The following is a 19,019-nucleotide window of genomic DNA, read 5'->3' on the forward strand; positions in this document are numbered from 1 at the left end:
GAGGAGGGAGTCGGGGGGTGGTGCGAAGCCTTACCCAAGCCTCAGAACGCTTCCTCGGCAAAGTCCATGACCGAGCCCTTGCCGGCCTTGATCGCCAGGTACAGCGAGGCCGACTGCGGCAGCAGCTTTTCATAGAAGAAGCGCGCGGTGTCGATCTTGGCCTTGTAGAACGCCGCCTCGCCAGTGCCCGACATCAGCTCGCGCGAGGCAAGCTTGGTGGCCTTGGCAAAGCAGTAGGCCATGGCGACCAGGCCCATCAGGCGCAGATAGTCGGTTGCCGCCGCGCCCCCTTCCTCAGGGTCTTTCATGCCACGTTCGGCGATGATTGCGGTTGCACCCTGCAGCGCTTCGAATGCGCGCTTGAGACCGGCAACCATCTTGCCAATCGCCGGATCTTCCAGGTTGGCATCGATGAAATCGCTGACCGGATGGAAGAAGCTGCGCAGGTAGCGGCCCATTTCGGCAGGCAGCTTGCGGCCCACCAGGTCAAGCGCCTGGATGCCATTGGTGCCTTCATAGAGCATGGCGATGCGCGCATCGCGCATATACTGCTCAACCCCGCTTTCGCGGATGAAGCCGTGGCCGCCATAGCACTGCACCGCGAGGCTGGCGCTTTCGAGGCCCAGGTCGGTGAACATCGCCTTGACCACCGGGGTCATCAGCGCAACGAAGTCCGACGCGCGCTGGCGCTGTTCCGGCTCTGCCCCATGCTTTTCGGCATCGAGCGCGCGGGCGACCCACGCGGAAACGCCACGGCAGCCTTCGTTCCACGCGCGCATGGTCAGCAGCATGCGCCGCACATCGGGATGCACGATGATCGGATCGGCCGGCTTGTCGGGATGCTTGGTGCCCGACAGCGAGCGGCCCTGGAGGCGATCCTTGGCGTACCACACGGCCGACTGATAGGCAGCCTCGCCAATGCCCAGGCCCTGGATGCCCACGCCGACGCGCTCGGCATTCATCATCGTGAACATGGCTTCGAGGCCGCGATGCGGTTCGCCCACCAGCCAGCCCTTGGCATCTTCGAACAGCATCTGGCACGTGGCCGAAGCCTTGAGACCCATCTTGTGCTCGATCGCGGTGCAGCGCGCACCGTTGCGCACCGACGGGTTTCCGTCAGCATCGGGCAGGTACTTGGGCACCAGGAACAGGCTGATGCCCTTCACGCCCTTGGGCGCATCGGGCAGGCGCGCCAGCACGAGGTGGACGATGTTGGTCGTCAGGTCATGCTCGCCGGCCGAGATGAAGATCTTGGCGCCCGACAGCTTGTAGCTGCCATCTTCGCCCGGTTCGGCGCGGGTGCGCAGCAGGCCCAGGTCGGTGCCGCAGTGCGGCTCGGTCAGGCACATGGTGCCCGACCATTCGCCGCTGACCATCTTGGGCAGGTATTCCTGCTTGAGCGTGTCGTTGGCATAGACGGTGAGCGCGGCGATGGCGCCGTTGGTGAGGCCGGGATAGAGGCTGAACGACACGTTGGTGGCGCAGATCATCTCTTCCACCAGCTTGCCCACGGCCTCGGGCGCGCCCTGCCCGCCCCATTCCGGCGGCAGGACAAGAGCGTTCCAACCGCCCTCGGTAAAGGCCTTGTAGGCCTCGATAAAACCCTTGGGCGTGCGGACCACGCCGTTTTCCAGGGTGCAGCCTTCCTCATCGCCGCTGCGGTTCAAAGGCAGCAGCACGTCCTGGCACAGCTTGGCGGCTTCAGACAGCACGGCCTCAGTCAGGTCAGGCGTGAAATCAGCAAGCGCGGGAATGTCACCAAAGCCGTCGTCGGTGTGCAATTCGTTGAGCACGAAGCGCATGTCGCGCAGGGGAGCGGTATAGATCTGCATGGCAAATCTCCTCAATCAGTTGCGAAGCGGCTTGCCGGTCTTGAGCATATGCTCAATCCGGGCCTGTGTCGCGGGGTTACGGACGAGGCTGGTGAATTCCCGGCGTTCGGCAGCCAGCAGTTCATCCTCGGTCACGGTATCGATCAGGTCAGCATCGCCGCCGGTCAAGATGCGCGCAAGGGCACCCGATACCACCTCGTCATGCGAGGTGGCCATGCCGCGGGCGCGGAAGCCCTGCACCGCCATGTCGAGCGCGGCCTTGCCACCGGCACCCGGCAGGCGGAACACCGGCGGTTCGGGCGGCTGATAGCCTTCGGCCAGGGCCAGAACGCGGGCCTTGGCATCGGCCAGAAGACGATCACGGTTCATCGTCACCTGGTCGGTCGGGCGCAGGAAGCCGAGTTCGATCGCCTGGGCGGCCGACTTGGACACCGTGGCGGTCGACACCGTTTCGAACACCTTGGCCACGGCCGGCATCGGCCCCTTGGGCAGCGCCGGATTGTGCCGCCAGCGATCGAGCAGTTCGCCATTGCCGCCCCAGCCCGGCACGAGGCCGACACCGCATTCGACCAGGCCGATATAGCTTTCGGCGTGCGCCTGGATGGCGTCGCAATGCAGCAGGACTTCGCAGCCGCCGCCCAGCGCCATCCCCGATGGCGCGCCGACCACCGGGAACGGCGCATACTTGAGCGCCTTCATCGCCTGCTGGCCACCGGCAACGAGCTTTTCGATCTCGCCCCAGGCGGCGATGTTCATGGCGAACAGCGCCAAACCCAGGTTGGCACCCGCCGAGAAGTGGCTGCCTTCGTTGTAGATCACCAGGCCCTTGAACTTTTCCGCCACCAACGGAATGGCCTGGCCGATCAGCTTCATCACCTCGGCATCGAGCGCGTTCATCTTGCCGGTGAATTCCAGCGCGGCAACGCCATCGCCAACGTCCCAGAGCGCGGCAGAGGCGGTCTTGAGCAGGGGCTTGGCGGCCAGCTTGATGTCTTCGAGCAGCACCACACCCGCGGCACGCGCCACATCGTGGTATTCCCCATCAAGGCCCAGCGCCTGGCGCTTGCCCGCTTCGACCCGATAGAACGGCCGACCGGCGGCCAGTTCCACGATCGCCGGCACGGGCTTGCCTTCGGCCTTGAGGCGTTCGGCAAAGGCGGCCGTGCCGAGCTTGTCGATCAGTTCGAACGGGCCGGACTTCCAGTTGTAGCCCAGCTTCATCGCCACATCGATGGCAACGATATCGTCAGACGCGCTAGGCACGAGCGACGCGGCATAGGACAGCGTCGGCGCCAGCACGGCCCAGGCATAGGCACCCAGCTTGCCGGGCAGGCCAACCAGCGCCTTGAGATCCTTGAACACGGCGCCGGGCAGCGATGGCGGCTTGGCGGCAGCGCGGTATTCGCCGGTGGCCAGATCGATCGCTTCCTTGCGCTTGCCCGCCTCGCGGTTGAGGCGATAGAAACCGCCCTTGCCCTTGCGCCCGGTATAGCCATCGGCGATCATCTTCATGATCAGCGGATGATCGATCGCGATGGCGCGATAGGCATCATCTTCCGGCAGCGTGGCGGTAAGGCTCGCCTTCAAGTGCGGCATCAGATCGATGCCGACCAGGTCAACCAGCCCGAACACGCCGGTCTTGGGCACGCCCATCGGCTTGCCCACCACGGCATCGGCTTCTTCCACGCTCAGCCCCAGATCGATCGCGGCGTTGATCGCCTGCTGGATCCAGAACGTGCCGACGCGGTTGGCCAGGAAACCCGGGGTATCCTTGGCGCGTACCACGGTCTTGCCCAGCGCGCGATCGGCAAAATCGCTGACCTTGGCGACCAGCGCCGCATCGCTGGCCGGGCCAGCGACGACTTCAAGCAGGCGCATGTAGCGCGGCGGGTTGAAGAAGTGCGTGATCAGGAAATCACGGGCAAAGCCTTCGCCGCGCCCGGCGATCAGTTGTTCGAGCGGGATCGTCGACGTGTTGGACGAAACCGCCGTGCCGGGGCGGCGCACGCCTTCCAGCTTTTCGTAGAGCGCGTGCTTGAGATCGAGCCGTTCGACAATCGCTTCGATCACCCAGTCGCACTCGGCAACGCGGGGCAGATCGTCTTCGATATTGCCAACCTCGACCAGCTTGGCGGCGCGCTTGCTCATGAACGCCGCCGGCTCTGCCTTGGCCAGGCGATCGAGCGCGCCCTGGGCCACCGCATTGCGGTCGGCCGGATCGCGCACGATGTCGAGCAGCAGCACCGGCACGCCGGCGTTGGCCACCTGGGCGGCGATGCCGGCGCCCATGGTGCCCGCGCCGATGACGCAGACCTTCCTGATGGACTCGCTGTGGGTTGCCTCTGGCATCAGATCGCCTCCAGAACCGTGGCGATGCCCTGGCCGCCGCCGATGCACTGCGTGGCGAGCGCATACTTGCCGCCCGTGCGCTGCAACAGGCTGGCCGCCTTGCCGACGATGCGCGCGCCGGTGGCGCCCAGCGGGTGGCCCAGCGCGATCGCGCCGCCATCCAGGTTGATCTTCGCCTGATCGAGGCCAAGATCGGCGATGCAGGCCAGCGCCTGGCTGGCAAAAGCTTCGTTCAGTTCGATCACGTCGAGATCGGACACGGAAATGCCGGCACGCTCCAGCGCCTTGCGGCTGGATTCGACCGGGCCGATGCCCATGATTTCGGGCGCACAGCCGGAAATCGCCATGGCCTTGATCCGGGCCAGAATGGGCAGGCCATGGGCGCGGGCATAATCCTCGCTCGCCACGATCACGGCGCTGGCGCCGTCGGTGAGCGGCGAGGACGTGCCGGCCGTGACCGTACCGGTGGCGCTGAACGCGGGCTTGAGCCCGGCGAGGGTTTCGGCGGTGGTGCCAGGGCGCGGGCAGCCATCGGTATCGACCAGGCCGACCTTGGTTTCGATGCCGACGATCTCGTCCTTGAGCTTACCAGCGGCGATGGCAGCGGCGGCCTTGTCCTGGCTGGCGACGGCGAAGGCTTCCTGCGCCTGGCGCGACAGGCCGTACTGACTGGCGAGGTTTTCGGCGGTGTCACCCATGCCGATATAGGCCTGGCTGGCCTTGGCCAAGGCCGGATTGGGCAGCGGGTTGAAGCCCATCATCGGCACCCGGCTCATCGATTCGACCCCGGCGGCGATGAACAGCTCACCCGCGCCGGCTGCGATCTGGCCCACGGCATAGTGGATCGCGCTCATCGACGAACCGCAGAAGCGGTTGACCGTCATGCCGCCAACCGAACGCGGCAGGCCGGCAATCATGCCGATCAGGCGCGCAACGTTAAAGCCCTGTTCGCCTTCGGGAAAAGCGCAGCCGACGATCAGATCCTCGATCGCGGCGGCGTCAATCCCGGTGCGCTGGACCAGCGCCTTGACCACGGCCGCGGCAAGATCGTCGGGCCGGGTACGGGCAAGCGCGCCCTTGCCGGCAAGGTGGAACGGTGACCGGGCATATCCGGCAATGACCGCATTCGGCATGATTTCTGGCATCCTCGTCAGGTGGGGCAGCTGCCGCCTGTGCCTCCGATACCACGGAATCACCCTTGGCGCTGCTTTCGTCCGTAATGGTGCTCAACTTTCCCTATACGTCAACCAAAATTTGGGGCATAGAGTGAGTCGCACACCGGCAAAGGCAAGAAAGGCCGGGTGATAACCGGATACCGAAACGCACGAAGCGCGCTTTGGGTTCTTGGGTCGAGGATGAAGAACGATGAGAGGTAAGCCGTTATTGGCCATCACCGTAATGTCCCTGATGGGGGCAGCGGCGGCCACCTATGCTCCGGCCTCCTACGCTGCCGGACAATCCGCATCCGAACAGGCCATCGGCCGCTGGGCCACGCCCACCAAGCATGGCATCGTTGAAATTGCCCCGTGCGGCGCGTCGATCTGCGGGCGCCTGGTCGAATCCGACAGCATCCGCGCCAATCCGGCCTTCGCCGATGGCAAAAACAAGAATCCGGCCCTGCGCAGTCGTCCGCTCAAGGGCCTGACCATTCTGCAAGGTTTTACGCGCAGCACCGACGGTTGGGAGGGTGGCTCGATCTACAATCCCGAAGACGGCGGCACCTACAAGGCGACGATCACGATCGCCGATGCTGACACGCTCAAGCTCAAGGGCTGCATCGTGTGGCCATTGTGCAAGACCCAGACGTGGAAGCGCCTGCGCTGATGCAGCCGGAGCCGGCCAGACCAAACACCACCGGCACCGTTGAAACCACAGACACCACAAAAATTCGCATGGGAGTGAGAGAGAGATGAACCTGAACCACCGCCGCACGCTGGCCTGCGCCGTGCTTCTGGCCGGCACCGCCGGACTTGCCAGCCCTGCCCTGGCAGGCGGCTTTTATCTTCAGGACCAGTCCGCCAAGGCCACCGGCCGCGCCTATTCGGGCGAAGTGGCCGACACGGGCGCGGAAAGCCTGTGGTGGAACCCCGCCAGCATCGGCGGCATGACAGGCGGCGAAGCCATGCTGAGCGCCACCGGCATCCTGCCCTCTGGCGACGTGGTCAACAACGGCACCCTGATCAAGCGCCCTGGCCAGCCTGCCACGGCCGTGGGCGGCGACAGTGTGGCCCACAACCCGATCCACAAGGGCGTCGTGCCCTCGGGCGCGATCGCGCATTCGCTGGGCAACCGCGTGGCTGTGGGCCTGGCGGTGACTGCGCCGTACAACTTCACCACCGAATATTCGAACAGCAGCTGGGCACGCTATACCGCGCTGACCACGCGCCTGCGCACGATCGACATCCAGCCCTCGCTGGCCGTGCAACTGACCCCGGTGATTTCCATCGGCGGCGCGGTGAACGTTGAGCACGCCGATGCCACGCTGGGCAATGCCCTGCCCAACCTGCTGGCCGTGCTGCCCGATGGCAGCCAGACGCTCAGCGGCAAGGGCTGGGATGTGGGCTGGTCGGCCGGTACGCAGTTCCGCGGCAAGACCGTGACCGTGGGCCTGAGCTACAAGTCGGCCATCAAGCACAAGCTCAAGGGTGACGTGACCATTGCCGGCCTGCTCGGCCCGCTGGCGGCGAACAACGCCAACATCTCCACCGAGGCAGACTTCACCACGCCCTGGCAGCTGACGTTCGGTGGCCGCTGGACGGTCACGCCGGGATTTACACTCAATGCCCAGGCAACGCGCTTTGGCTGGTCCAAGTTCAACGCCATCCAGCTGGGCAGCCCGCTCAACACCGCGATCCCCGAAGACTATCGCAACACCTGGGCGGTTGCCGTCGGCTTTGACGCTGACCTCAGCCCCAAGTGGACCGTTCGCGGCGGCGTGCAGCGTGACGTTTCGCCGGTTCGCCCGAACGAACGCGATGCCCGCGTGCCCGATAGCAACCGCTGGAACTTTGCCTTGGGCGCCACCCATGCATTCAGCCGCGCGTTCAAGATCGACGTTGCCGCCAACTACCTCACCCTCGCCGATGCGCCGGTCAACCGCCTGACCGCCGCCTATGCCGGCACGCCGGCGCAGACCCCGATCCTGGTCAACGGCATGCTGCAAAAGGCCCATGTCGTGGTGCTGTCGCTGGGCGGACGGGTCGCTTTCTGATCGCCCGAAGGCGCCGGGGCCATCTTGGCCTCGGCGCCATTTCCCTTCCTCTTGCCGGAACCTGACATGGTCGCTGCCCCCCCGATCGAGGCCACACCCATCGCCCCTTCACGCGCACCCGACAGCCTGCCGCCAGACTGGTCACCGCCGGCCATGCTGCTGGGTGACTTCATGGACAACGCCGTGCGCGATCATGGCGACCGCCCGGCGGTGGACTTCATGGGCCGCACTTGGACCTATCGGGCGCTGGGGCGGATGGTCGAACGGGCGGCGCGCGGCTTTCAGGACCTGGGCCTGGGCAAGGGCGATCGGGTGGCACTGTGCCTGCCCAACACGCCCTATTACATCGTGCTCTACTTTGCCGCGCTCAAGATCGGCGCGGTGGTGGTCAATCTCAACCCGCTCTACACCCAAAGCGAGATGCGCCATCTGTTGACCGACAGCGGCGCCCGCGTTGTTGCCGTGCCAGACCTGCGCGAAATCCACGGCAAGGTGCGCGCCATTGCCGACGAATGTCAGTTGGCCACCATCCTGGTCTGCCCGATGGCCGGCATCCTGCCCCGGGTAAAGGCATGGGGCTGGCGCCTGTTCAAGCGGCGCGACCATGCCCGCTATGCCCATGATGCGCTGCACATGCGCTTTTGCGACCTGATCGCACGCGGCGATCCGCCACGGCCGGTGGCACTGGTGCCCGATGACCTGGCCGTGCTGCAATATACCGGCGGCACCACCGGCACGCCCAAGGGCGCGATGCTGACCCATCGCAATCTCACGGCCAATGCCCTGCAGCAACAGGCGCATATCCATGGCGATCTGCCTGCCCCGCAGCGCACGCTGGCCGTGCTGCCGTTCTTCCACGTCTTTGCGCTGACCGCCGTGCTCGATTTCTCGATCCTGGTGGGATCGGAACTGGTGCTGATGCCGCGGTTCGAAATGGACGCGATGCTGGCCACCATCAAGCGCAAGCCGCCCACGCTGTTTTTCGGCGTGCCGACGCTGTTCATCGCGATGAACGCGCTCGACGATGCCAAGATTCCCAATCTTTCGGCACTGCGCGCCTGCATATCCGGCGGTGCGCCGCTGCCGCTGGAAGTGCGCCAGACGTTCGAACAGCGCACCGGCGGGCGCATCTGCGAAGGCTATGGCCTGACCGAAGCCTCGCCCATCGTGACCTGCAACCCGGTTGATGGCGATATCCGCGCCAACAGCTGCGGCCAGGCCTTCCCTGGCACGCAAATCGAAATTCGCGATCCCGAAAACCCCGAGACGGTGCTGCCGCTGGGCGCCAATGGCGAGGTCTGCGTGCGCGGGCCGCAGGTGATGGCCGGCTATTGGCAGCGCCCCGACGACACCGCCAAGGTCTTTGTCGATGGCGCGCTGCGCACGGGCGACGTGGGCCACCTCGACGAAGATGGCTATCTCTACCTGGTGGACCGCCTCAAGGACGTGATCCTGAGCGGCGGGTACAATGTCTATCCGCGCGTCATCGAGGAAGCGGCCTATCTCCATCCGGCGATCGAGGAGGCCATCGCAATCGGCATTCCCGATCGCTATCGGGGGCAAAGCGCCAAGCTGTTCGTCAAGCTGCACGACGGCCAGGACGTCTCGCCGCAGGAGATCCTCGCGTTCCTGACCGAGCATCTCAACAAGATCGAGGTGCCGCGCGCTGTCGAAATTCGCCAAAGCCTGCCCAAGACCATGGTGGGCAAGCTTTCGAAAAAGGAACTGGTCGCCGAAGAGCGTGCCAAGGCCGAGGCCGCCACGCCCGCGGTTTAAGTGCAAGGTGCGATTGGGGGCAGTTGCAATCCACATTTTGCGGCGCAATAGGTAGCGCCATTCTGGGGGGAAAATTGGCCACCATGATCGATACTTTGCCCGATCCGCCCGAACCCACGGCGGAACCAACGCCCGCCGCGCCCGAGGATGGCCTGCAAGGCATCCAGGATGTGGCGCGCCGCCTGGGCGTGACGCACCGCACCTTGCGTTTCTATGAAGACAAGGGCCTGATCGAGCCGGCCCGCGTAGGCAACACGCGCATATATTCGCACCGCGAAGTGGCACGCATGCAGTTGATCCTGCGCGGCAAGCGGCTGGGTTTCAGCATCCGCGAGATCAAGGAATTCCTCGATCTCTACGATGTCGATCCCACCCGGCTGGAGCAATTGCAGCATCTGGTGGCGCACATCCGCAGCCGGCTGCGCAAGCTGGAAAGCCAGCACAGCGCCTTGCTCAAGACCATGACCGAGCTTCAGGCCATGGAGGCCGAGGCGATCGACAAGATCGGCGAGCTTACGAGTTCACCGCGGGACGAAAACGCCGCTTGAACAGGCGCGCGGGCAGCGCATCGGCCGTGCTGACGATGATGATGCCCGCCAGGATCATCAAGGCGCCGCCGATGAACGCGGCGTCCAGCTTGTCACCCAGCACGATCACGCCGGCGGCCACACCAAACATCGGCGTCATGAAACTCAACACCCCCAGCCGCGCCGCGCTGTAGCGCCGCAGCAGGGCATACCAGGTGAGATAGCTGAGGAACGCCACGACCACGACCTGGAACGCCATGCTGGCCAGGAGCGGGGCGGTCAGGCTCACGGCCGTTTCACCCAGCACCGGCGCGGCCAGCGTGCACAGCACGAAAGCGCCCATCAGCTGATAGAACAGCGTGACCGAGGCCGGTGCATTGGCCAGCGAAGAATTGCGCAGCACCAGCGTGGTGCAGGCCCAACCGCAGGCGCCGCCCAGCGCCAGGGCATCGCCCAGCCGACCATCGGGATAGCCCGCCCCTTCCTTGCCGCCGCTGAACGCCAGCACCACGCCAGCAAACGACAGCGCGATGCCCACCCACTGGCCAGCGCGCAGGCGCTCGTCAGGGCGCAGCAGACCCAGCGCCAGGGCAGCGCCAATTGGCGCGGTATAGAGATAGATGGTGACGTGGGAGGCGCTGGTGAAGCGCAGCGCTTCGCCCGCCAGCAGGAATTCGGTGCCAAACAGCAGCCCGATGGCCAGGCCCGGTGCCAGGGTCTGGCGGTTGATCACCCGCCCTTCCCCACGCCACAGCACAATGGCCAGCGTGGCAAGGCCCGCCAGGCCCGAACGCAGGCCCATCTGCAACAACGGGCTCATCGCGCCCGCCACCAGCTTGATGGCAACCTGCTGCGAACCCCAGATCGCGCAGAGCACGATCATGATGGCAACGGCAGCGGCATCGACAGGCTTGCGATCGTTCACAAACAAAAGGTCCGGGCTGAAATGGTGTGGGGAGAAATTCCCGCGCGCCTTAGTCGATAATCGTGCCGGGAGCCAGCCATTGGAACCCAGCCATTAGAACGTTGCGCGTTTCGCCCGCTCTAGGGGAAATGCCGCAGGGGCGCCTTACGCCGATTTCAGCGACCACCCCGTAATCCATGGTGCGTTCTGCGGAGTGTGCCATGAGTTTTACCCTCAGCCTTGGCCCGGTGGCCAACATGCAAACCATCACCACGGCCTGGTCGAACATGACCGAGTCCCTGGAAGCGCATGCCGCGATGGTGCTCGATCTGTCGGATCTGGTCGATGTCGATCTTTCCCTGGTGCAGTTGGTGGAAACGGCGCGCCAGCATGCCCTGCGGGACAGCCGCGCGCTGCGTCTGTCGGCGCCGGCCAATCCGGCCGTGACGGCACTGCTGCGCCGCGCCGGGTTCCTGACCGATCCCAGCACCGAAACCCTCGATTTCTGGTTTCACGGAGAACTCCCGCAATGACGGCCTCGATCCTCACCGTAGACGATTCCAGCAGTCTGCGCCTTGCCACGCGGATCGCGCTGACTGGCGCAGGCTATAGCGTGACCGAGGCCTGCGACGGGCTGGAAGGCCTGGGCAAGGCGCAGGGTCAGAAGTTCGACATGATCATCACGGATCTCAACATGCCCAACATGGATGGGCTGAGCATGATCCGCGAGATCCGCAAGCTGCCCGTGCAGATGGGCACCCCGATCATCTTCCTCACCACCGAGTCAGATGATGCCATCAAGCAGGAAGCCCGCGCCGCTGGCGCCACGGGCTGGCTGGTCAAGCCGTTCCAGCCCGATCAGCTGCTGCGCATTACCAAGAAGGTGCTGGGCCGGTGAGCGAAACAGATCCCATTGCCGCGTTCCGCGTGGAAGCTGGTGACCTCCTCGACCAGATCGAACAGGCACTGCTCGATCTGTCGAACCAGTTGGACGATCGCGGGCTGATCGATGCGGTGTTCCGCGGGCTGCACACGCTCAAAGGCTCGGGCGCGATGTTCGGCTTTGATGCGCTGGCCACGTTCACCCACCATTGCGAAACCGCATTCGATCGGGTGCGCAAGGGCTTGTTTCCCGCCACGGCCGAACTTGTCCACGTGATCCTGTCGGCCATGGACCACATGCGCGCACTGGTCGATGGCGATGGCGCGGGGCTCGAGGCGACAGGCGATGCGATCCTGGCGCGGCTGCATGCCGCCTTGCCCGAAACCGGCGCAATGCCTACCACGGCAACGGGCGAAACAGCCCCGCCAACATCAGCGGCAGCCACATCGACGGCTGGTGGATGGCATCTGCGTTTTCGCCTGCCCGCCTCGGCCATGGCCAACGGCACCAATCCGCTGAGCCTGCTCGACGAACTGCGAGCATTGGGCGAATGCCGGGTGGTGGCGCTGTGCGATGCCTTGCCCGCCCTGCCCGATCTGGTGCCCACCGAATGCCTGATCGGCTGGGACGTGACACTGCTGGGCGAGATCAGCCGCGACGCGATCGAGGACGTGTTCATCTTCGTGATGGACGACATGGATATGGAGCTGACGCCGCTGGCCGCAACGCCGGCGGAGACGGACGCGGCCACGACCGCAGCCGCTCCGGGCGCCGTTGCTGCCGCTGCCACGGGAACGCCAGCGAGCGTCGCTGTCCAGGTGCCGGCCCAGGCCGATGCCGCCGCCCGCCAGGCGCCGCGCGCCGGGGAAAGTGTGCGCGTCCCGGCCGAACGGCTCGACGTGCTGATGGACCGCGTGGGCGAGCTGGTGATCGTGCAAAGCCGCCTGTCGCAATTGGCGAACAGCGGGCTGATCGGTGCGTCGGGCGAAGTGGCGCTGCGCTCCATCTCGGAAGAGATCGAGCGCCTGGTCAGCGAAATGCGCGACACCATGATGGTCTTGCGCATGGTGCCAGTGGCCAACCTGTTCGGCCGCTTCCGCCGCCTGATCCACGATCTGGCGCGCGACACCGGCAAGGCGATCGAACTGCTGACCGACGGCGAATCCACCGAGGTGGACAAGACCGTGACCGAGCAATTGGCCGATCCGATCGTCCACCTGATCCGCAATGCCTGCGATCATGGCCTGGAAACACCCGAGGAGCGCCTGGCCGCCGGAAAGCCGGCCACTGGCCGCGTCATGCTGACCGCCGCCCATGCCGGCGGTGAGGTGCTGATCACCATCACCGACGATGGCCGGGGCATCAACCGCGAGCGGGTGCGCGCCAAGGCGGAGGCCAATGGCCTGATCCAGCCGGGCCAGAGCGTGACCGATCACGAATTGTTGCAGATGATCTTCCACCCCGGCTTTTCCACGGCCGCCCAGGTCACCAACCTGTCTGGGCGCGGTGTGGGGATGGACGTGGTCAAGCGGACGATCGAGGGGCTGCGCGGCACGATCGATATTGCCAGCCAGGAAGGCCAGGGCTCCACCTTTACCCTGCGCATCCCGCTGACGCTGGCGATCATCGAGGGGCTGCTCGTGCGCGTAGCCAACGGATGCTATGTCATTCCATTGGCGGCGGTCGAGGAATGCATCGAGCTTTCCGCCGACGAAGACCTGCGCACGCGCGGCCGCAGCATGATCCGCCTGCGTGATGCGCTGGTGCCGTTCCTGCGCCTGCATGACCTGTTCGAGACCGGCGCCCAGCCCGATCAGCACCAGAAGATCGTGGTCATTTCCGCCGCAGGGGAACGTGTGGGCCTGGTGGTCGACCAGATCATTGGCAGTCACCAGACGGTGATCAAGTCGATGTCTGGCGTGCACCGCGCGGTCAACAGCTTTTCGGGCGCCACGATCCTGGGAGACGGCAGCGTCGCTCTCATTCTCGACATCATGCAACTCGTGGCCACCGGCCAGCAACGGGAGGCACGGCTGCGCGCCGTGGGCTGACACCATGACCGACACCCAAAAGACCCGCTGGGACGAACACGGCAACCTGGAAGTGCTGACGTTCGACGTTGGCAGCGAATGCCTGGCGATCGAGGCGACCGACATTCGCGAAATCGTTGACCTTTTGCCCGAAACGCGTGTGCCCGGCGCCGCGCCGCTGGTCGCCAGCATCGTCAACTATCGCGGCAAGATCATTCCGATTGCCGATCTGCGCGTGGCTTTCGGCATGGCGATCACCCCGCCAACGCCCGACAGCCGCATCGTGGTGATCGAAACCCAGATCGATGGCGAGATGACGCACATCGGCCTGCGCACCGACAAGGTTCATGAGGTGGCGATGCTGTCGCGCAGCGACAGTTCCGATCCGCCGCAGGTTGGCCTGCGCTGGCGCCGCGAATTCGTGCGCGAGTTCGTGCGCCAGGCCGATGGGGTGATCGTGCTGCCGGCCCTTTCCGCCATTTTCGAAGCGGCACCACGCCAGCTCGGCGGGGGTAGCCTGGCGGCCTGATGGCCCCTGGCGATGTCTTTGCCAACGATCGCAACCCGATGACCAAGCCTGATGCGGCCCCCCGTTCTGGCCGCCAGCGACGCGCCAGAAACAAGGATTTTCCGACCATGCGTGCCACGATCAAGTTGAAACTGGGAGCTACCTTTGTCGCCCTCATCATCCTGATGATGGCCATCGCCGGCCTGTCGATCAATGCGCTCGGTTCGCTCAACACCAGCATCGCCGACCTCATTTCCGGCCCGGCGGCCCGCCTGTCACTGGCCCAGCAAACCGCCATGACGATGAGCCAGCTGGTCCGTTTCGAAAAGAACATGGCGTTGACCAGCGACATGGATCTGACGCGCGAGTGGAACACGCAGTCGGACAACACGGTGCGCAAGGTCAGCGAAATGCTCGATCAGGGCCGCCAAACCGCCACCGACCAAACGCGGCCGATGTGGAACCGCGCCGATGAACAATGGGCTACGCTAAAGGACGCGAATGCCCGCATGCGTGCGCTGGCCATGCGCAACCAGAACGATGCCGCCGGTCAGATCTCGATCACCGATGGCCGCCGTGCGGCAGTGGAGCTGGAAAAGACGCTCAACCAGATCGTCGATGACCAGGGCAAGGAGATGAAGGCCGCCGGCACGGAAACCGCCAATCTCTACGGTTCGGTGCGCAGCACGCTGATCGTCACCACGCTGCTCGCACTGATCGTGGCGGTGGCCGGTGCCGTGTGGATCGGCCGGATGGTGGCGCGCGGCCTGCGCCAGATCAACACCGCAGTGGGCACCGTAGCCGAGGGCGATCTCGACAACATGATCGACATGAAGGGCGATGACGAGATCGCCGATGTCGTCCGCTCGCTCAACACCATGATCGGCAATCTGCGCAAGACCGCCCTGTTTGCCGACAATATCGCCCTGGGTGACCTGTCCAACGACGTGGAACTGCTGTCTGACCGCGATCGGCTGGGCAAGGCACTGATGGCGATGATTGCCAACATGCGGGCGGCCGCCACAGTGGCCAACAGCCTGGCCGATGGTGATCTGACGGTAAACCACGCTGCCCTATCCGACCGCGACCAGTTGGGCCTGGCCCTGGTGGCAATGATTGACCGCCTGCGCAACGTGGTCAGCGAAGCGACCGGTGCATCGGAAAACGTCTCGTCCGGCAGCCAGGAACTCGCCGCCAGTTCGGAACAGCTCTCGCAGGGCGCGACCGAACAGGCTGCGGCGGCGGAACAGGCTTCGGCTTCGATGGAGCAGATGGCCGCCAACATCAAGCAGAACGCCGACAACGCGGCCCAGACCGAAAAGATCGCGCGTCAATCGGCCAAGGATGCCGAGCAATCAGGCGTGGTGGTCAACCGCGCGGTCGATGCCATGCGCACGATCGCCGAAAAGATCGGCATCGTTCAGGAAATCGCCCGGCAGACCGATCTGCTCGCACTCAATGCCGCCGTCGAAGCGGCCCGCGCCGGCGAGCATGGCAAGGGCTTTGCCGTGGTAGCGAGCGAAGTGCGCAAGCTGGCCGAACGCAGCCAGAGCGCGGCCTCGGAAATCGTCGCCGTATCGTCCGACACGGTAAAGGCTGCGGCCGAGGCCGGCGACATGCTGAGCAAGCTGGTGCCCGACATCCGCCGCACGGCCGAACTGATCAGCGAGATCAGCGCAGCCTGCCGCGAACAGGATATCGGCGCCACCCAGATCAACGAAGCGATCCAGCAGCTTGACCAGGTGACCCAGCAGAATGCCGGTGCCTCGGAAGAGATTTCGGCCACGTCGGAAGAACTCGCCGCCCAGGCCGAAGAGCTGCAGGCGAGCATCTCGTACTTCCGCGTCGATCCCAATGCACGCACCGCATCGCGCAGCGCCGCGCCCGCAGGCCGGGCCAAGGCGATCGCCACAAAATCTGGCAAGGCTGCAGCCAAGCCTGCCCGCAAGGCGGCGCGCCCCGGCTCGATCGGTGATCAGCAGGCGCGGCTCAAGGGCTTTGCCATCGATCTCTCGGCTGGAACGGCCGATGCCGACGATGCCGATTTCGGCCAGGCCGCCGCATGACCTCCCCCCGTTCCTTGGCCGAAGCGCCCGCCCGCGAAGATCTTCAGGTCGTGACGTTCGGCCTGGGGCGGGAAGTCTTCGCCGTGCCGGTGGTGCTGGTACGCGAAATCTTGGATTATCAGGCGCCCAGCCATGTGCCGGGCGGCCCGGCGCATTTCCTGGGTCTTACCGACGTGCGCGGCCAGGGCGTGCCCACAATAGACTTTCGCCGCCGCCTGGGGCTGCCATCAGTAGAACCGACGCTGACCACGCGCATCATCATTCTGGATGTGCCGCTGCCCGATCGCACCCTGGCGCTGGGCGTGGTGATCGATCGTGTGCTGGCAGTGGTGACGGTGCCGGTCGATCGTATCGAAGCGGCGCCCGACATTGGCACCGCGTGGAACGCGGGCTTCGTCCAGGGCGTGGTGCGCGAGGCGGATGGGTTCATCGTGATCCTTGACCTGCCGCGCATCTTTGCTGGCGACGATCCGGTGCACGCCGCAGGCACCGCTACCGTCGAAAACGCTGCAGGCGGGAGGCTGGCCATGTCCACCGCTGCCTGATCCGCCCCACTCGCCCATCAATTCTGCCCCACCGCACGAAGGGGAATCCCCATGCGTCCCACCATCAAATTGAAGCTGGCGGCCACGTTTGCCGTCCTCATCATCGTCATGGCCGGCGTGATCGGGCTTTCGATCAGCCGCCTCAGCACCCTCAATTCCGCTATTTCCGATGTGATCGCCGGCCCGGTCGTGCGCCTCAACACCGCGCAGGAACTGGTGATCGAGGTCAACCGCCTGTTGCGCCGTGAAAAGAACATGGCGCTGACCAGCGATCTTGATCTGACCGCCAAGTTCAACACCGAATCCGATGCCAACGTGACCAAGATCGAGGACATCCTCGTCAGGGGCAGCCAGCAGGCAAGCGAAGAAGGCAAGCCCTATTGGGCCAAGCTCGCGCAGCAGTGGCAAGTGCTCAAGGAAGCCAACCGCCGCATGCGCGCCGCCGCGATGGAAAACCGCAACGAAGAGGCTGGCAGGATCTCGATCACGGATTCCCGTTCGGCCGCGACCACCATGGAAGGCACGCTGGAACAGCTGGTGGAAATCCAGCAAACGCAGATGAAAAAGGCCGATAACGATACTAACGAGCTTTACGCAACAGCGCGCTCCCTACTGCTGGTTTCTGGCGCTGTAGCATTGATCATCGCCTTGCTGGGCGCCTATTGGATCGGGCGCGTGGTGTCGCGCGGGCTGGCCAAGATCACCGGCGTGGTCGATGCCGTGGCAGTGGGCGATCTTGACGTCAGCATCACGGCCGACAGCGACGACGAGATTGCCGACCTGATCGCGCTGGTCAACCAGATGACCGCCAATCTGCGCAAGACCGCTGACCTTGCCGACACGATCGCCAATGGCGATCTGACGGTGAACCATGTCGCGCTGTCCGAGCGCGACAAGTTGGGCCTGGCACTGATCGCCATGGTCGACCGTCTGCGCGATGTGGTGTCCGATGCCAGCGCCGCGTCGGAAAACGTCTCTGCCGGCAGCCAGCAGCTTGCCGCCAGCTCGGAGCAGGTCTCGCAAGGGGCGACCGAACAGGCCGCCGCCGCCGAGCAGGCCTCTGCCTCGATGGAAGAGATGGCTGCCAACATCAAGCAGAACGCCGACAACGCCGCCCAGACCGAAAAGATCGCGCGCCAATCGTCCAAGGACGCCGAACAATCGGGCGTGGTCGTCAACCGCGCGGTCGATGCCATGCGCACGATCGCGGAAAAGATCGGCATCGTCCAGGAAATCGCCCGGCAAACCGACCTCTTGGCGTTGAATGCCGCGGTCGAGGCCGCACGGGCCGGCGAGCATGGCAAGGGCTTTGCCGTGGTGGCCAGCGAAGTGCGCAAGCTGGCTGAACGCAGCCAGACGGCGGCTTCGGAAATCGGTGCCGTCTCGTCCGACACGGTCAAGGCCGCGACGGAGGCGGGTGAAATGCTCACGCGCCTGGTGCCCGATATCCGCCGCACCGCCGAGCTGATCAGTGAGATCAGCGCCGCCTGCCGCGAACAGGATATCGGCGCCGCGCAGATCAACGAGGCGATCCAGCAGCTTGACCAGGTGACCCAGCAGAACGCCGGAGCCTCGGAAGAGATTTCCGCTACCTCGGAAGAGCTCGCCGCCCAGGCCGAAGAGCTGCAAGCCAGCATCTCGTACTTCCGCGTCGATGCCCATGCCCGCGCCGGGGGCCAGGGCACTGCCCCTGCCGCCCGACCCAAGCCGGTCGCGGCCAAGCCGGCCAAGGCTGCCAAATCGGCGACAAAGGCGGGCAAGCCCGCCCGCAAGGCCGCACGTCCTGGCTCGATCGGCGATCAGCAGGCTCGCCTCAAGGGTTTTGCCATCGACATGTCAGCCGGCGCAGCGGACGACGATGACGCCGATTTCGGTCAGGCCGCCGCATGACCGCCCCCCGCCCCTTGGCCAATGCGCCCACCCGCGATGATCTTCAGGTCGTGACGTTCGGCCTGGGGCGGGAAGTGTTCGCCGTGCCGGTCGTGCTCGTGCGCGAAATCCTGGACTACCAGGTGCCCAGCCACGTGCCCGGCGGACCGGCGCATTTCCTGGGCCTGACCGACGTGCGCGGCCAGGGCGTGCCCACGGTAGACTTTCGCCGCCGCCTGGGCCTGCCGGCGGTCGAGCCGACACTGGCCACGCGCATCATCATTCTCGACGTGCCGCTGCCAGATCGCACCCTGCCGCTGGGCGTGGTGATCGACCGTGTCCTGGCGGTGAGCACCCTGTCTGGCGCGCGTATCGAGCCGGCGCCCGATATCGGCACGGCCTGGCGCGGTGAATTTGTCGATGGCGTGGTGCGCGAGGCCGAAGGGTTCGTGGTGATCCTGGATGTAGCGCGCATCTTTGGCAGCGAAGACACCGTGCTGCTGCCGGCGGAGGTTTGAA

16 protein-coding genes are annotated in these 19,019 nt (G+C 65.3%); 12 read left to right on the forward strand and 4 right to left on the reverse strand.

Annotation, left to right across the window (positions count from 1 at the left end; translation table 11 throughout):
• Positions 1–41: 41 nt before the first annotated feature.
• Genes IP65_RS06420 through IP65_RS06430 form a run of 3 tightly spaced genes read right to left on the reverse strand, consistent with a single transcriptional unit; the run spans position 42 to position 5,314 of the window.
• Positions 42–1,832: an acyl-CoA dehydrogenase C-terminal domain-containing protein gene (locus IP65_RS06420; RefSeq protein ID WP_022678488.1), complete on the reverse strand. Its 1,791-nt coding sequence runs from the start codon at positions 1,830–1,832 to the stop codon at positions 42–44.
• Positions 1,833–1,847: 15 nt separating this feature from the next.
• Complete coding sequence (locus IP65_RS06425) at positions 1,848–4,181, reverse strand: 3-hydroxyacyl-CoA dehydrogenase/enoyl-CoA hydratase family protein (RefSeq protein WP_054131140.1); 2,334 nt, start codon at positions 4,179–4,181, stop codon at positions 1,848–1,850.
• A complete protein-coding gene (locus IP65_RS06430; RefSeq protein ID WP_054131265.1) occupies positions 4,181–5,314 on the reverse strand; it encodes a thiolase family protein in 1,134 nt (377 codons plus the stop codon). Before IP65_RS06430 ends, IP65_RS06425 begins: the two co-directional genes overlap by 1 nt.
• Positions 5,315–5,579: 265 nt before the next feature.
• On the opposite strand from IP65_RS06430, the gene IP65_RS06435 reads away from it, so the two are divergent.
• The 4 genes from IP65_RS06435 to IP65_RS06450 all read left to right on the forward strand — a co-directional run bounded on the left by IP65_RS06435 (position 5,580) and on the right by IP65_RS06450 (position 9,716).
• Positions 5,580–6,005 (forward strand): DUF2147 domain-containing protein, encoded by a 426-nt coding sequence (locus IP65_RS06435; protein ID WP_054131141.1) that lies wholly within the window; start codon positions 5,580–5,582, stop codon positions 6,003–6,005.
• An 85-nt stretch (positions 6,006–6,090) separates the two neighbouring features.
• Entirely contained in the window at positions 6,091–7,392 is a 1,302-nt protein-coding gene (locus IP65_RS06440) for an OmpP1/FadL family transporter (protein ID WP_054131142.1), read from the forward strand.
• 153 nt (positions 7,393–7,545) lie between these two features.
• The gene (locus IP65_RS06445) at positions 7,546–9,168 is read left to right on the forward strand and encodes a long-chain fatty acid--CoA ligase (protein ID WP_054131266.1); all 1,623 of its coding nucleotides are present in this window, start codon (positions 7,546–7,548) and stop codon (positions 9,166–9,168) included.
• 83 nt (positions 9,169–9,251) lie between these two features.
• The gene (locus IP65_RS06450) at positions 9,252–9,716 is read left to right on the forward strand and encodes a MerR family DNA-binding transcriptional regulator (RefSeq protein ID WP_054131267.1); all 465 of its coding nucleotides are present in this window, start codon (positions 9,252–9,254) and stop codon (positions 9,714–9,716) included.
• Here IP65_RS06450 and IP65_RS06455 read toward each other — a convergent pair.
• A complete protein-coding gene (locus IP65_RS06455; RefSeq protein WP_028658446.1) occupies positions 9,682–10,620 on the reverse strand; it encodes a DMT family transporter in 939 nt (312 codons plus the stop codon). The two genes, IP65_RS06450 and IP65_RS06455, sit on opposite strands and share 35 nt — an antisense overlap.
• A gap of 200 nt (positions 10,621–10,820) precedes the next feature.
• Here IP65_RS06455 and IP65_RS06460 point away from each other — a divergent pair, with 200 nt between their 5' ends.
• The 8 genes from IP65_RS06460 to IP65_RS06495 all read left to right on the forward strand — a co-directional run bounded on the left by IP65_RS06460 (position 10,821) and on the right by IP65_RS06495 (position 19,018).
• A complete protein-coding gene (locus tag IP65_RS06460) occupies positions 10,821–11,132 on the forward strand; it encodes an STAS domain-containing protein (protein WP_022678496.1) in 312 nt (103 codons plus the stop codon).
• Positions 11,129–11,497 carry a response regulator gene (locus IP65_RS06465; RefSeq protein WP_022678497.1) on the forward strand — a complete coding sequence of 123 codons (369 nt, stop codon included), beginning with the start codon at positions 11,129–11,131 and terminating at the stop codon, positions 11,495–11,497. The genes IP65_RS06460 and IP65_RS06465 overlap by 4 nt, the downstream gene beginning before the upstream one ends.
• Positions 11,494–13,533: a chemotaxis protein CheA gene (locus tag IP65_RS06470; protein ID WP_054131143.1), complete on the forward strand. Its 2,040-nt coding sequence runs from the start codon at positions 11,494–11,496 to the stop codon at positions 13,531–13,533. The genes IP65_RS06465 and IP65_RS06470 overlap by 4 nt, the downstream gene beginning before the upstream one ends.
• A gap of 4 nt (positions 13,534–13,537) precedes the next feature.
• Positions 13,538–14,041, forward strand: a complete 504-nt coding sequence (locus tag IP65_RS06475; RefSeq protein WP_022678498.1) for a chemotaxis protein CheW — start codon at positions 13,538–13,540, stop codon at positions 14,039–14,041.
• 107 nt (positions 14,042–14,148) lie between these two features.
• Positions 14,149–16,086: a methyl-accepting chemotaxis protein gene (locus tag IP65_RS06480; RefSeq protein ID WP_028658448.1), complete on the forward strand. Its 1,938-nt coding sequence runs from the start codon at positions 14,149–14,151 to the stop codon at positions 16,084–16,086.
• Entirely contained in the window at positions 16,083–16,631 is a 549-nt protein-coding gene (locus tag IP65_RS06485; RefSeq protein WP_051146504.1) for a chemotaxis protein CheW, read from the forward strand. The genes IP65_RS06480 and IP65_RS06485 overlap by 4 nt, the downstream gene beginning before the upstream one ends.
• 51 nt (positions 16,632–16,682) lie before the next feature.
• The gene (locus tag IP65_RS06490; RefSeq protein ID WP_054131144.1) at positions 16,683–18,521 is read left to right on the forward strand and encodes a methyl-accepting chemotaxis protein; all 1,839 of its coding nucleotides are present in this window, start codon (positions 16,683–16,685) and stop codon (positions 18,519–18,521) included.
• Positions 18,518–19,018: a chemotaxis protein CheW gene (locus IP65_RS06495; RefSeq protein WP_022678502.1), complete on the forward strand. Its 501-nt coding sequence runs from the start codon at positions 18,518–18,520 to the stop codon at positions 19,016–19,018. Before IP65_RS06490 ends, IP65_RS06495 begins: the two co-directional genes overlap by 4 nt.
• Position 19,019 lies beyond the last annotated feature (1 nt).

Origin of the sequence: Novosphingobium sp. AAP1, assembly GCF_001295765.1 — a bacterium.
Taxonomy (GTDB): domain Bacteria; phylum Pseudomonadota; class Alphaproteobacteria; order Sphingomonadales; family Sphingomonadaceae; genus Novosphingobium; species Novosphingobium capsulatum.

Excerpts from the sequence above, each read along its gene's own strand:
- IP65_RS06420 (WP_022678488.1), bottom strand. The coding sequence starts at position 1,832 with ATGCAGATCTATACCGCTCCCCTGCGCGACATGCGCTTCGTGCTCAAC.
- IP65_RS06425 (WP_054131140.1), bottom strand. The coding sequence starts at position 4,181 with ATGCCAGAGGCAACCCACAGCGAGTCCATCAGGAAGGTCTGCGTCATC.
- IP65_RS06430 (WP_054131265.1), bottom strand. The coding sequence starts at position 5,314 with ATGCCGAATGCGGTCATTGCCGGATATGCCCGGTCACCGTTCCACCTT.
- IP65_RS06435 (WP_054131141.1), top strand. The coding sequence starts at position 5,580 with ATGTCCCTGATGGGGGCAGCGGCGGCCACCTATGCTCCGGCCTCCTAC.
- IP65_RS06440 (WP_054131142.1), top strand. The coding sequence starts at position 6,091 with ATGAACCTGAACCACCGCCGCACGCTGGCCTGCGCCGTGCTTCTGGCC.
- IP65_RS06445 (WP_054131266.1), top strand. The coding sequence starts at position 7,546 with ATGCTGCTGGGTGACTTCATGGACAACGCCGTGCGCGATCATGGCGAC.
- IP65_RS06450 (WP_054131267.1), top strand. The coding sequence starts at position 9,252 with ATGATCGATACTTTGCCCGATCCGCCCGAACCCACGGCGGAACCAACG.
- IP65_RS06460 (WP_022678496.1), top strand. The coding sequence starts at position 10,821 with ATGAGTTTTACCCTCAGCCTTGGCCCGGTGGCCAACATGCAAACCATC.
- IP65_RS06465 (WP_022678497.1), top strand. The coding sequence starts at position 11,129 with ATGACGGCCTCGATCCTCACCGTAGACGATTCCAGCAGTCTGCGCCTT.
- IP65_RS06475 (WP_022678498.1), top strand. The coding sequence starts at position 13,538 with ATGACCGACACCCAAAAGACCCGCTGGGACGAACACGGCAACCTGGAA.
- IP65_RS06480 (WP_028658448.1), top strand. The coding sequence starts at position 14,149 with ATGCGTGCCACGATCAAGTTGAAACTGGGAGCTACCTTTGTCGCCCTC.
- IP65_RS06485 (WP_051146504.1), top strand. The coding sequence starts at position 16,083 with ATGACCTCCCCCCGTTCCTTGGCCGAAGCGCCCGCCCGCGAAGATCTT.
- IP65_RS06490 (WP_054131144.1), top strand. The coding sequence starts at position 16,683 with ATGCGTCCCACCATCAAATTGAAGCTGGCGGCCACGTTTGCCGTCCTC.
- IP65_RS06495 (WP_022678502.1), top strand. The coding sequence starts at position 18,518 with ATGACCGCCCCCCGCCCCTTGGCCAATGCGCCCACCCGCGATGATCTT.